The 13,282-nt window shown below is 71.4% G+C and carries 10 protein-coding genes; 9 read left to right on the forward strand and 1 reads right to left on the reverse strand.

What is annotated here, in order from left to right; all coding sequences use genetic code 11:
* Nucleotides 1–16 precede the first annotated feature (16 nt).
* The 4 genes from ISU10_RS19465 to ISU10_RS19480 all read left to right on the forward strand — a co-directional run bounded on the left by ISU10_RS19465 (nt 17) and on the right by ISU10_RS19480 (nt 5,851).
* On the forward strand, nt 17–2,332 hold the full coding sequence (locus tag ISU10_RS19465; protein WP_194698101.1) for a helicase C-terminal domain-containing protein: 2,316 nt from the start codon (nt 17–19) through the stop codon (nt 2,330–2,332).
* 74 nt (nt 2,333–2,406) lie between these two features.
* Nucleotides 2,407–3,183: an LLM class flavin-dependent oxidoreductase gene (locus ISU10_RS19470; RefSeq protein WP_194698102.1), complete on the forward strand. Its 777-nt coding sequence runs from the start codon at nt 2,407–2,409 to the stop codon at nt 3,181–3,183.
* A 91-nt stretch (nt 3,184–3,274) separates the two neighbouring features.
* Nucleotides 3,275–4,918: a DNA repair helicase XPB gene (locus tag ISU10_RS19475; protein ID WP_194698103.1), complete on the forward strand. Its 1,644-nt coding sequence runs from the start codon at nt 3,275–3,277 to the stop codon at nt 4,916–4,918.
* A gap of 36 nt (nt 4,919–4,954) precedes the next feature.
* Nucleotides 4,955–5,851, forward strand: a complete 897-nt coding sequence (locus tag ISU10_RS19480; protein ID WP_194698104.1) for an oxygenase MpaB family protein — start codon at nt 4,955–4,957, stop codon at nt 5,849–5,851.
* On the opposite strand, the gene ISU10_RS19485 is transcribed toward ISU10_RS19480, so the two are convergent.
* Nucleotides 5,803–6,768 (reverse strand): ArsR/SmtB family transcription factor, encoded by a 966-nt coding sequence (locus tag ISU10_RS19485; RefSeq protein ID WP_228501385.1) that lies wholly within the window; start codon nt 6,766–6,768, stop codon nt 5,803–5,805. The two genes, ISU10_RS19480 and ISU10_RS19485, sit on opposite strands and share 49 nt — an antisense overlap.
* 119 nt (nt 6,769–6,887) lie before the next feature.
* Here ISU10_RS19485 and ISU10_RS19490 point away from each other — a divergent pair, with 119 nt between their 5' ends.
* The 5 genes from ISU10_RS19490 (at nt 6,888) to ISU10_RS19510 (ending at nt 12,525) form a co-directional block, all read left to right on the forward strand.
* Entirely contained in the window at nt 6,888–8,093 is a 1,206-nt protein-coding gene (locus tag ISU10_RS19490) for an MFS transporter (RefSeq protein ID WP_194698106.1), read from the forward strand.
* A gap of 221 nt (nt 8,094–8,314) precedes the next feature.
* Nucleotides 8,315–8,638: a hypothetical protein gene (locus ISU10_RS19495; RefSeq protein WP_194698107.1), complete on the forward strand. Its 324-nt coding sequence runs from the start codon at nt 8,315–8,317 to the stop codon at nt 8,636–8,638.
* 89 nt (nt 8,639–8,727) lie between these two features.
* Entirely contained in the window at nt 8,728–9,678 is a 951-nt protein-coding gene (locus tag ISU10_RS19500) for a phosphotransferase enzyme family protein (RefSeq protein ID WP_194698108.1), read from the forward strand.
* Between the two features lie 10 nt (nt 9,679–9,688).
* On the forward strand, nt 9,689–10,372 hold the full coding sequence (locus ISU10_RS19505) for a Pr6Pr family membrane protein (RefSeq protein ID WP_194698109.1): 684 nt from the start codon (nt 9,689–9,691) through the stop codon (nt 10,370–10,372).
* Between the two features lie 92 nt (nt 10,373–10,464).
* Nucleotides 10,465–12,525, forward strand: coding sequence for a HelD family protein (locus ISU10_RS19510; protein WP_228501372.1), 2,061 nt, complete (start codon nt 10,465–10,467; stop codon nt 12,523–12,525).
* Nucleotides 12,526–13,282 lie beyond the last annotated feature (757 nt).

The raw sequence follows: 13,282 nt of genomic DNA on the forward strand, positions 1-13,282 counted from the left end.
CGGTAGCGTGGGAACGATGGCCAGGTCGACCCCGCGCAGCGCCAAAGGCCCCCAGGGCGGGGCCTCCGGGGCGTCCGCTGCCCCAGCGCAGTTCCGCACGCTTGCCGACCAGCTCAGGGCCTGGCCGGACGACCGGCTTTCCCGGCTGCTGCGCGAGCGAACCGATCTTGCCACTCCTGCCCCCCAGGACTCCGGTCAGCTCGCGTCGCGAGCGGCGGCCAGGTCGTCGGTACCTCGTGCGCTCGACCTGCTCACCACCGCTGAGCTGACGGTGTTGGATGCCCTCGTCGCCGCGGGCCAGACCACCCAAGCCGATCTGGTCGCGGTGGTCAACGCCGCTCCCGAAGCGGTGGCAGACGCCGTCGAGCGGCTCGTCGACCTCGCGCTCGCGTGGGAGTCCACCGGCGGCCTGCGCGCCGTCGGCGGCCTCACCGACCTCACCCGCGTTCCCCAAGGTGGCCTGGGAGGCATCCGCCCGTTCTCGACCGAGCATCCCGACCACGCCGACGTCCAGGCCCGGCTGGCCGAGCTCGGCGAGCCCGCTCGAGCACTCCTCGAGCACGTCGACGACAACGGCGGGGAGGCGACAGCGGGCGCGGCGCGACACACGGTGCTGCCCGAGGAGGCGGCCACCCCGGCCGAGGAGCTGCTCGCCCGCAAGCTGCTCGTGCCGCGTCCTGGCGGCCAGGTCTGGGTGCCGGGTGAGGTGAGCGTGGCGTTGCGCGGCGGCCACACCACGCGCGAGCGGGTCGACGTGGTGCCCACGCTCGCGACCTCCGAGCGCGACGAGGCCGTCGTCGAGCGGACGGCGGCCGGGGCGGCGTTCGAGGTCGTCCGTCGGGTGGAGCTGCTGCTCGAGCACTGGGGTGTGCATCCACCCGCCGAGCTGCGAGCCGGCGGCCTCGGCGTCCGCGAGCTGAAGGCGGCCGCCGCTCTGCTCCAGGTCGACGAGCCGACCACGGCACTGCTCGTCGAGGTGGCCGCCGAGGCCAGGCTGCTCGCCGGGCGCTACGACGACGACGGCAACCCGGTGTTCGCGCCCACCGAGGAGTTCGACGCCTGGACCCGGCGATCCACGGCCGTTCGCTGGGAGGGCCTGACCCGCGCCTGGCTGGCCAGCCCCCGGCTGGCCGGGCTCGTCGGCCAGCGCGACCCCGTCGGGCGGGCACACAGCGCGTTGGCACCCGAGAACACCAGCGTCTTCGCAGCCGAGACCCGGCGCGCGACCCTCGACCAGCTCGCGGAGCTCCCCCCTGGCCAGGTGTTGGCGGCCGGCACCGGTCCGGCCTCCTTGGTCGCGCGGCTCGTCTGGCTGCGGCCGCGCCGGCCGCGGACGCGTGCCGACCAGGTGGCCTGGGCGCTGCGCGAGGCGACGATGCTGGGGCTGGTCGCCCTCGGTGGGGTCCCGCCGTACGCACGGGCCTGGCTGGCCGGAGAGGACTGCGCCGAGCTGTTGGCTCCGTTGCTGCCCGACCCCGTCGACCACGTGCTGCTGCAGGCCGACCTGACCGCGGTCGCTCCCGGGCCTCTCGAACCAGACCTGGCGCGACGTCTGCAGGTGGCGGCCGAGGTGGAGTCGCGGGGTGGCGCCACCGTCTACCGGTTCACCGCCGCATCCCTGCGCCGCGCGCTCGACATCGGTTGGACTGCCGCCGAGCTGCACGCCTTCGTCGCCGGCATCTCCCGCACCCCGGTCCCGCAGCCCTTGAGCTACCTGATCGACGACACGGTCCGCACCTACGGCACGATCCGCGTCGGCCACGCGGAGGCGTTCGTGCGGGCCGACGACGAAGCGGCCCTCTCCGAGCTGCTGGCCCACCCGCAGGCCGCCACGCTCGGACTCCGCCGTCTTGCACCGACCGTGCTGGTCAGCAGCACCCCGATCGACGTCCTGCTCCCCCGGCTGCGTGAGCTCGGCGTCGCGCCCGCGGTCGAGGCACCTGACGGCTCGCTGCACGTCGCGCGCCCCGACGTACTGCGGGCGCGAACCCCCCGGGAGCGCAGCGGCCCCGAACGCGCCACCCGTGAGTCGGCGACCGTCGCCAGGGTCGTGGCGGCCGTGCGGGCCGGCGACCGCGCCGTCGCCGAGCGACCGCTGGACCGGCCGGCACTGACGCCCACCGATGCCATGACGGCGCTGCGTCAGGCGGTGGCGTCACGGGCCTCGGTGCTGATCGCCTACGTCGACAACCACGGCTCCAGCACCGAGCGGATCGTCGACCCGCTCGGCCTCGAGGGCGGCCACCTGACCGCTCTGGACCACCGCAGCGAGGAGATCCGTACCTTCGCGGTCCACCGGATCACCTCGGTGACCCCTGTCGACAACACCTGATCCGCGATTCGTCAGCGGTCGTGCGGGTGGGTGCCGCGGCGTGGATTCCGACGAATCGGCGTTAGCGTCTCGACGTGCGTTACCTCCTCAGCGTGCCGCCCTTCACCGATCCGGCGACCGTCGTCGACCTCGCCACGACCGCCGAGGCGTCCGGCTGGGACGGCTTCTTCTTGTGGGACCACCTGCGCTGGGACGACATCCAGGAGATCCACGACCCGTGGGTGCTGCTCGGTGCGATCGCCCAGGCGACCGAGCGGATGCTGCTCGGCACCATGGTCACCCCGCTCTCGCGGCGCCGGCCGTGGGTCGTGGCCAAGCACCTCGTCACCCTCGACCACCTCTCGGGGGGCCGCGCCGTGTTGGGCGTGGGCCTCGGCGAGCCGCCAGGCCACGACTTCGCCGAGCTCGGCGACGAGGCGGACCCGCGGGTTCGTGCGGCGATGCTCGACGAGGCCCTCGAGGTGATCGACGGGCTGGTCTCCGGGCGCTCGGTGGACCACGACGGTGAGCACTTCCAGGTGCACGCCTCGATGCGACCGCCGTCGCTGCGGCGACCCCGGGTCCCGATCTGGGTCGCGGGGGTCGCGCCCAACAAGCGTCCGCTCGAGCGCGCGCGACGCTGGGACGGCTACGTGCCGATCGGTGGCGGTCTCGAACCAGCCGCCCTCGCCGAGCTGATCGGCCCGCCGCCGCGCGATGGTTGGGACGTCGTGGTGCCCTGGGCCGAGGGGGTGCCCGCCGACGCGTACGCCGAAGCCGGCGTCACCTGGCTCGTCCAGTCGACCTGGCCCAAGGACGAGGGCTGGGTCGAGGAGCTGCGCGAGCTCGCCGGCAACCCCCCGGGCCACTGACGTCGTCAGTGACGTTCTGGCTGCAAACGTCGCTCCGAAACCGCACGAGCGTCACGGACGGCGACAACCAGCGGATCTCTAGACTCGTCCGGTGAACGACGGCCCCCTGATCGTGCAGAGCGACAAGACCTTGTTGCTCGAGGTCGACCACGAGCAGGCGGTCGAGTGCCGCAAGGCGATCGCGCCCTTCGCCGAGCTCGAGCGCAGCCCCGAGCACATCCACACCTACCGGCTCACGCCCCTCGGCCTGTGGAACGCCCGTGCGGCCGGTCACGACGCCGAGCAGGTCGTCGACACCTTGCTGACCTACAGCCGCTATGCGGTTCCCCACTCCCTGCTCGTCGACGTCGCCGAGACGATGGCGCGCTACGGCCGCCTCCGGCTGGAGAAGCACCCCTCCCACGGCCTGGTCCTGGTCTCCAACGATCGGCCGGTGCTCGAGGAGGTACTCCGGGCCAAGCGCGTGCAGGGGATGCTCGGCGCTCGCCTCGATGACGACACGGTGGTCGTGCACGCCTCCGAGCGCGGCAACCTCAAGCAGGCCCTGCTCAAGCTCGGCTGGCCGGCCGAGGACTTCGCCGGCTACGTCGACGGCGAGGCGCACGCGATCGACCTGCACGAGGAGGGCTGGGCGCTGCGTGCCTACCAGCGCGAGGCCGTCGACTCCTTCTGGCACGGCGGCTCCGGCGTCGTCGTCCTCCCGTGCGGTGCCGGCAAGACCCTGGTCGGCGCTGCGGCGATGGCCGAGGCGCAGGCCACCACGTTGATCCTGGTGACCAACACGGTCAGCGCCCGGCAGTGGAAGGACGAGCTGGTCCGGCGCACCTCGCTGACACCCGAGGAGATCGGCGAGTACAGCGGCTCGGTCAAGGAGATCCGGCCCGTCACCATCGCGACCTACCAGGTGATGACGACCAAGCGGAAGGGCGTCTACTCCCACCTGGAGCTGCTCGACGCCCGCGACTGGGGGCTGATCGTCTACGACGAGGTGCACCTGCTGCCGGCACCGATCTTCCGGATGACCGCCAACCTGCAGGCCCGCCGCCGACTCGGGCTGACCGCGACGCTGGTGCGCGAGGACGGCCGCGAGGGCGACGTGTTCTCGCTGATCGGACCCAAGCGCTACGACGCCCCGTGGAAGGACATCGAGGCGCAGGGCTGGATCGCGCCAGCAGACTGCGTCGAGGTACGCGTGACGATGAGCCAGTCCGAGCGCCTCGCCTACGCCACCGCCGAGCCCGAGGAGCGCTACCGCCTGGCCTCGTGCACCCCGGCCAAGACCCGGGTCGCCGAGCAGCTGGTCGAGATGCACGCCGGTGAGCCCACGCTCGTGATCGGCCAGTACCTCGACCAGCTCGACGAGCTCGCGGCCGACCTCGACGCGCCGGTGATCAAGGGCGAGACCCCCGTCAAGGAGCGCCAGCGGCTCTTCGAGGCCTTCCGCACCGGTGAGATCAGCCTGCTGGTCGTCTCGAAGGTCGCCAACTTCTCCATCGACCTGCCCGAGGCCGCCGTCGCCATCCAGGTCTCCGGCTCGTTCGGGTCGCGACAGGAGGAGGCCCAACGGCTGGGGCGCCTGCTGCGCCCCAAGGCCGACGGCCGCACCGCCCGCTTCTACGCCGTGGTGGCGCGCGACTCGGTCGACGCAGAGTTCGCCCAGAACCGCCAGCGCTTCTTGGCCGAGCAGGGCTACGCCTACCGCATCACCGACGCCGAGGACCTGTTCTTGGGCTGACCCTCGGTTCGCGACCACGCCCGTAGGCTCGATGCCATGACGCCGGTGACCAGGATGCGCGACCGACTCGGGGCCGAGCTGTTCCGTCGCGTGGCCGGGCCCGACGGCGAACGCCACCGCGAGCGCATCCACCTCACACCCGGACCCCGGTGGTTCGACGAGGGCAGTCCCATCACCCGCGTCCACGGTGACGCCTCGATGTTCGTCGGTGGGATCCGCGCCGTGCTCCTGCAGACGCTGCACCCCGCGGCCATGACAGCCGTCGCCGAGCACTCCGGCTACCGCGGCGACATGTGGGGCCGCCTCGCGCGCACCAGCCGGTTCATCGCCACCACCACCTTCGGCGCCGAGCAGCACGCACAGCAGGCGGTCGACGCGGTCCGCGCCATCCACGGCCGGGTCAGCGGCACGCTGCCCGACGGGACGACGTACTCCGCCTCCGACCCCCACCTGCTGAGCTGGGTGCACGTGGCGGAGGTGGAGAGCTTCTTGATGGCTCACCAGGTCTACGGCAAACGGCCGCTCGACCAGGCGGGCCGCGACACCTACGTCGCGCAGACCGCGGTCGTGGCCCGCAAGCTCGGAGTCGTGGACCCACCCACCACCGAGGATGAGCTCCGACAGGCCGTCGAGGCCTTCCGTCCCGAGCTCGAGGCGACCGACCACGCCCGCGACGCCGTCTCCTTCCTGGTGTGGCACCCGCCGCTGCCGTGGTCGGCGCGGCCGGCGTACGGCGTGCTGGTGGCCGCCGCGATCGGCCTGATGCCGGTCTGGACCCGGCGTCCTCTGCGACTGCCGCTGCTTCCGGTCAGCGAGCGCACCGTCGTACGCGCCCTCGGCACCGCTGCGACCGGAACCATCCGCTGGGCCCTCAAGCCTCCGCCTCAACGTCCCGCGGCCACCAGCGCGTCGCCGAGCGGCGTGCGCCAGTAGAGCACCTCCCGACCCGACCGTCTGCGCAGCACGACTCCGGCCTCGAGGAGCACTTTGAGGTGGCCACCGACCGAGCCGATGGCCTGGCCGGTGAGCACGGAGAGCTGTGAGGTGCTGCGCGGCACATCGAGCAGGGTCAGCACCTCCGCACGGTTCGACCCCACCAACGGCGCCAGGCCCGCGCTACTGCCGGCATCGACGCTGGCCAGCCGGCCGGCCACCGGGTAGTAGATCGCGTAGCGCGTGTCGTGCCACCCCACCCAGCTCCCGTCGGTGTGCGTGGGCACGAACAGCAGTCGGCTCCCGGGGGCGAGAGTACGGGTCGGCAGTGCGTAGCGGTTGATTCGCAGCTCCCCGTCACCGACCCACTCGCGGTCGCGACCGAGGTCGCGCAGCACCCCGCCCCAGCCGTGCTTGGCCAGCTGCGCGGTGCGACCGACGATGTCGGCGCGCAGGACGCGCTCGCGCCGGGCCCAGTCGGTCTCGACGGTGTGGGTCCACAGCCACACGACGAGGTCGCGCACGAGGTCGCGCACGCCAGGTGCCATCAGACTGGCCGCCAAAGGTACCTGTGTCGTCTCGCGGAGGTCGGCTCGGACATCCTCGTCGGTGAGCCGCCCCAGCTGGGCCAGGTCGTCCTCGAAGGTCTGTTCGTCCTTCTCCGGCGGCATGCTGAGGTAGTCGGCCAACCAACCCGCACGGTCGCGTCGGGAATCGCGGAAGCTGGCCGCGACCAGGTCGGCGACCCCCTCCCGGCTGGCCGCCCACGCGGTGAACGCCGCGCCATGGGCCGCGCCGAAGGATCGCTGCTCGGGTGACCGAGGTCGAATCAAGGCACCGAGTGCGCCGACGACCTCGGCCAGCGGCGACACCGCGAACCGGCTCTGCGCCAGCACGTCCGCGGGCACCTTCCACATCCCCACCCCACAGTCCCCTTTCCCGGCGGTCGAGCGGTCGAGCGGTCGAGCCAAATGTCATGTTTCGCCTGTCCACGAAACATTAGCGAACCCCGTGCCAGGCCGAGAGCCTTGTCCTCGTGCGCACCTACCGCGAGCTGTTCGCGATCACCGAGTTCCGGGTGCTGTTCACCACGACCTCGCTCAACGTGGCGGCAAGCTCGGTGGCCAGCCTGGCCCTCGGGACGCTGACCTACACCGAGACCGGTTCGCCTCTGCTGGCGGCGTTCGTGATGTTCGGCGGGCCGCTGGTGCGACTGGCGACCTCGTGGTTCCTGCTCAGCCTCTCCGACCTGTGGCGCCCTCGCACCGCGATGGTGCTGGCCGCCGGGATCGGGGTCGTGGCGGACCTCGCCCAGGCCCTCCCCGACCTGCCGATGGCCGCGCGTCTCGTCGTACTCGTCGTGCCCTGGATCCTGCTCTCGGCGATGGGCGGCAGCATGATCGCGCTGGTCTCCGACGTGGTCCCCGATGGCTCGTTCGTCTTCGCCCGCGCCACGATCAACATCGCGGTCGGTGTCATGCAGATCGTCGGCTACGGACTCGGCGGCCTACTCCTGTTGGCCCTGACCACCAGCCAACTGTTCCTCGGCGCGGCCGCCTGCTCGTTGCTTGCTCTGCTGCTGGTGCGCTTCGGGCTCCGCGACCACCCGCCGCGTGCGACCGGGAAGGCGGTAGAGCGCAGCCGCGCCGTCAACCGACTGCTCCTGGGCTCCCCCGTCCTCCGGCCGGTCTACCTCTCGCTCTGGGTGCCCAACGGGCTCGTGGTCGGCTGCGAGGCCCTGATCTTGCCGTTCGCCGGGGACCGCGCGGGGTTCCTCTTCGCCGCGACCGCCGTCGGGATGCTCGCCGGCGACGTGCTGATGGGGCGCGTCATCGCCCCGCACTGGAGGGACCGGCTGGTCGAGCCGGCACGCATGCTGCTGGCCGTGCCGTGGCTGTTCTTCCTGCTGGAGCCGTCGCTGCCGTTCGCCTGTGCACTGGCCGCCGTCGCGTCCGTCGGGTACTGCGCGAGCCTGCCGCTCCAAGAGCGCCTGGTGAGCCGCACCGCCCCCGACATCCGCGGCCAGGTGCTCGGGCTGCACAGCCTCGGGATGATGTCGATGCAGGGGGTCGGCGCCCTCCTGGCCGGTGGCCTGGCGACGGTGCTGGGCGGTGACTCGTCCGCGGCGGCACTGGCGATCGGCGTGATGTCGAGCGCCTCCTTGCTGGTCACGTTGTCGCTGGTCAGCGGGCTGCGCCGAAGCCGTGAGGGCACGAGCGTCGAGGTGCACGCGCTGGGCTGACAGGGCGCGAGATCGCCTCCGTGACCTAGACCGGTCCAGACCGAGTTCGTCGGCCCATAGGGCAGCACTAGTAGCCCGAACGGGCCATGTGGAGCGTGTTGCCGCGACAGCGGCGTGCCCGGTCACCAGACTCGGAGTCACAAGCAGCACCGGCACCACCCCTCGAAACTCCCCAAGTTTCCTAGTCCAGCCGCCTCAGTAAGCCCCCAGGAGGTCCCGCGATGACGATGACGCCGATCGGCCGCCGTATCGAACCGACGTACGCCGTTCTGCGTGACCTGCTGGGGTGCGAGGTGACCGCGACGGCGAGTCCGCTCGATGGATACGGCGCGGTGGCCTTGACCTTCGAGTTCCTCTCCACGCCCGTCGCGTGGGGCGGTGCAGTGACCTACAGCGTGCGCATCACCGGTCCCGTCGACCACCCGATGGTGCCGGGTCGCTACGAGCTCGTGCACGACGACCTGTCGATGGTGCTGGCGCTGTATCCGGTCGCCCAGGACGCGCGCTTCGTGCACTACGAGGCCTACCTCGGCGAGCCGCTCTGATCTCCCCCTGAAGTATCCCCAGGGCCGCGCGGCCGGCGAGGAGTCCTCCTCGCCGGTCGCAAGGCGCCAACCACCGTCACCATGGGCCAATGAACCGTCAGCTGGCCGCCCAGGTTGCGGACCGCTTCGACCTCGGCCCCGACGCCCGGCCTGAGGTCGAAGCGGTGCGGGGTGAGCAGGGCCAGGTACGCCGTCTCATCACCGCCCGCGGGACCTACGCCGTCAAGGAGTCCTTCGGCTCTGCTGACTCGGTCGATCCCGACGAGGCGCAGCTGAGCGCGCAGTTCCAGGTCGCGTGCCACGACGCCGGGGTCGCGTGCCCGCGGCCGCTCCCGGATCGTGACGGGCGGTTCCTGGCGGTCATCGAGGGTGTGCCGATCCGGGTGCAGACCTGGGTGGAGGTGACCGACGCCGACAACTCGATCGACCCGGTGGCGGTGGGCAACGTGCTGGCGACGCTGCACCGGGTCGTCGTACCCGCCGCCGCGCCCCCTCACGGGTGGGGCACCGAACCTGTCGGCCGCACCGAGTGGCGGGCGCTGGTGAAGGCTGCGAAGGGCGCGGGTGCGCCGTTCGCGGCTCGCCTCGACGCACTGACTCCGGCCCTGCTGGCCATGGAGGAGCTGCTCACCCCGATGGTGGGCGTGCAGTGGTGCCACCTCGACCTGTGGGCCGACAACCTGCGCCTCGGGCCGGACGGGCAGGCCTGCGTCGTCGACTTCGACAACGCAGGGGCCGGCGACCCCACCCGCGAGCTGGCGATGGTGCTCTTCGAGTTCGCCCGTACCTCCCGCGACCGGGCGGAGCGGCTGGTCTCGGCGTACGTCGACGCGGGCGGCCCTGGTCGTGTCACGCGTGCCCAGGACTTCGGGCTGACGATCGCCCAGCTGCACCACATCCTGCGCTACCAGGTGCTCGGCTGGCTGGCGGCCCGCGACCCCGAAGCGAGGGCACGCGCCCACGCCGGCGTCGCGGAGTTCGTCGATGACCCCTTCCTGCCCGAGGACGTGGAGCGCATCCTGGGCTGGCTCAGCCCCTAGAGTGCGAGCTGTGAGCCCTCGTGCTGCCCGGGCCTGGCACCTGCTGACGTTTCTCGTCGCGGCCTTCGCCCTGGTCTTCCAGCTCGTGCTGGTCTACCGCGGGGGCCACGTGCTCGACGAGGTGGAGCCTCCGCCCACGGACGAGCGGGTGCGGCGCTACTTCTTCTACTTCACGATCCAGAGCAATATCGCGGTCGCGTGGGTGACCTACCTGCTCGCGCGCGGCCGCGAGAGCGACACCCGCTTCTTCCGGGTGCTCCGTCTCGACGCGGTCCTCGGTATCGCCGTCACGGGACTGGTGCACTTCGTGCTGCTGCGGCCGTTGCTCGATCTCGACGGCGCGGACTTCTGGGCCGACAAGCTGCTCCACATGGTGGTCCCGGCGCTGGCCGTCGCGGGTTGGCTGGTGCACGGGCCGCGCCATCTGCTCGCGAACCGAGATGTGCCGCCCTCACTGGTCTGGCCGATCCTGTGGCTGCTGCTGATCCTGACCACCGGGCCACTGTTCGACGACTGGTACCCCTACCCCTTCATCGACGTAGCGGAACACGGACTCGGCATCGTGCTGGTGAACTCGCTCGGCATCACCGTGCTGTTCCTCGCGATCGCCTACGGCCTGGTCTGGCTCGAGCGGCGCCTGCCCCCGAGAGATGGCCAGCACAAATCGGATGACAGCGAGGTCTCCCGGGCGTAGCGTCGCTCGGCCCGCCGCCGCCCATCGCAGGTCGAGGTGCGAAGGCTGTCATGGCCTGAGCCTCGAGACCACCGTTCCTCGGAGGTACGCCCTTGCCCACCGACGACCTCACTGCCGAACAACGACATCTGGCCGAGTCCCGCGAACAGCTGGCACGCATGCGAGCCCGCACCGCGTCGATGGACGCATCCGCTGGCGGCGACTGGGTCAGCCGCGAGTACCTCCAGTCCACCTTCGCCCTGCGCATGAAGCAGCTCGCCGACGACCCGAACGTGCCGCTGTTCTTCGGTCGCCTCGACTACGCCGGCGGCCAGTCCCACGTCGAGGGCGAGTTTCACATCGGCCGCCGCCACGTCAGCGACGTCGAGGGCGACCCGCTCGTCATCGACTGGCGGGCACCGGTCTCGCTGCCGTTCTACCGAGCCACGCGAGCCGACCCGATGGGCGTCGAGCGGCGGCGACGGTTCGGGTTCCAGCACGGCTCCCTGACGTCGTACGAGGACGAGGACCTCACCTCTGCTGCTCCCTCCGGCGAGGACTACTCGGCGATCCTCGAGCAGGAGATCGAGCGGCCACGTGTGGGGCCGATGCGCGACATCGTCGCCACCATCCAGCCCGAGCAGGACGTCATCGTGCGCTCAGACCTCTCGCAGTCGATCTGCGTGCAGGGTGCGCCGGGTACGGGCAAGACGGCGGTCGGCCTGCACCGCGCGGCGTACCTGCTGTTCGCCCACCGCGAGCAGCTGACCCGGCAGGGCGTGCTCGTGGTCGGGCCCAACGCCAGCTTCCTGCGCTACATCCGCGACGTGCTGCCGGCGCTCGGCGAGGTCGAGGCGACGCAGTCCACGATCGCCGAGCTCGCCGAGAAGGCGTTGCGGGCGGTCAACCCGAAGTGGTCGGTTCGCGGTGAGGAACCGGCCCACGTGGCCACGTTGAAGGGCGATGCCCGCCTGGCCGAGGTGCTCTCCCGAGCACTGTGGTCCCACGTCACGCTGCCGACCGATGCCCTCGTCGTACCTCGCGGTGCGCGACGGTGGCGGGTGGGCGTCTACGAGGCCGAGGAGGTCGTCACCTCGCTGCGCAACCGAGGAGTGCGCTACGGCGCCGCCCGCGCGATGGTTCCGCAAGCCTTGGCCCACCGGATCCTGGTGCGGATGGAGCTCGCCGGCGACTCCCCCGACGACCGGGTGCAGGACGCCGTCGCGCGCAGCAAGCCGGTCAAGGACTATGCCGGTGCGATGTGGCCGGCGGTCGACCCGGCGCGACTGGTGTGGCGCGTGCTCTCGGACCCCGAGCTCCTCGCCTCAGCCGCATCCGGGTTGCTCACCGAGGACGAGCAGGCGCTGCTGCTCTGGTCGAAGCCGCCCAAGAGCCCCGCCTCGACTCCGTGGACCCTCGCCGAGGCGGTCCTGGTGGACGAGGCGGCCGACCTCGTCGAGCGCACCGGTTCGGTCGGCCACATCGTGGCCGACGAAGCACAGGACCTCTCCCCGATGATGCTGCGCGCGCTCGCTCGTCGTTCGTCGACGGGGTCGCTGACCGTGCTCGGAGACCTGGCCCAGGCCACGACACCGTGGGCCACCCGTTCGTGGGCAGAAGCCCTTGCCCACCTGGGCAAACCCGACGCCCACGTCGAGCAGCTGACCCGCGGGTTCCGGGTCCCCGGCGAGGTCATCGAGTACGCCGCGCGCCTGCTGCCCCAGATCGCCCCAGGCCTCGAACCCCCGACGTCCGTGCGCCGATCGCGAGGCGAGTTGGAGATCGTGCCCCTCGACTCGGTCTCCGCCGTGGTCGCCGGGGTGCTGGGACGCGAGGGTTCGATCGGCCTGATCGCACCCGACTCGATGATCAGCGACGTCGGGCGCGACCTCACGGCGGCCGGCGTACGTTTCGGCATCGTCGGCCAGGACCCCGCCGAGGATGCCGATCCCGACGACGTCGAGACCGAGTTCGACCAGCACCTCGACCTGGTCCCCGCCTCACTGGCCAAGGGCCTGGAGTTCGACCACGTCGTGCTCCTCGAACCGGCCGCCCTCGTGGCGGCCGAGCCCGACCGGATCACCGGACTACGCCGGCTCTACGTCTGCCTCACCCGTGCTGTCACCTCGCTCGTGATCGCGCACGCGCAGCCGTTGCCTGCCGAGCTGTCGTGACCTCGACCCCGGTGGTGGGGCCAGCGGCACTGCTCTCGATGGTGAACTCACATCTGCGAGGACTCGCCAGGACCGACTCGGTGTCGAGGTCCCCGCGCCGGGTGCCATGAGCGAGCCAGCCGACGCCGTCGTTCAGGGTTCGGAAAGCGTCAGGTCGATCTCTTGGAGTCTGCCTCGATTGTCCGCGGCGAGCACCAGCGCGAAGTCGGTGGCGCACGTGCGCCACTCCTGTGTCGGCCGGATGACAACGACGCGTCCGGTGGGGAGCGGGCCGGTCCTCGAAGGCGCGCACACCACCTCGCCGTACTCCGCTGAGTAGACAAGCGAGGCATGATTGACGACGGCGCTGGCGAGGGGTCCAAGTAGGGTCCTGCACCAACATCGGCTGGTCGGGCTCGCCTGCATGCGTCTCCACAACCGCAGCATCAGGCGTTCGGGTTGCCTGTCTGTCGCCCTCGTTCAAGCTCGAGCGGGTCGAGCCCGTGGCACAGGCGCACAGCAAGAGTCCGGTGACCGCGCCGACCATCAGCAGTTCGGTTCTCCTGCTGATCGCCACCAGCATGCTCCTTGACCCCGCGTCCTTGGCTGGCAGCACTATGACTCTTCACGAACGCACACGGTTGTCCCCCGTCGTGCGTCCGGTAGGCGGCGTTCCTATTGGCGTCTGGTGTAGGTGGTGGTGCCGTCGGGGTGGTGGTGGGTGTCCCAGTTGGGGTGGTGGGCTCGGTGGTGGTGGAAGGGGCAGAGGAGTTTGCCG

It is taken from the genome of Nocardioides agariphilus (assembly GCF_015352445.1).
Classification (GTDB): Bacteria; Actinomycetota; Actinomycetes; order Propionibacteriales; family Nocardioidaceae; genus Nocardioides; species Nocardioides agariphilus.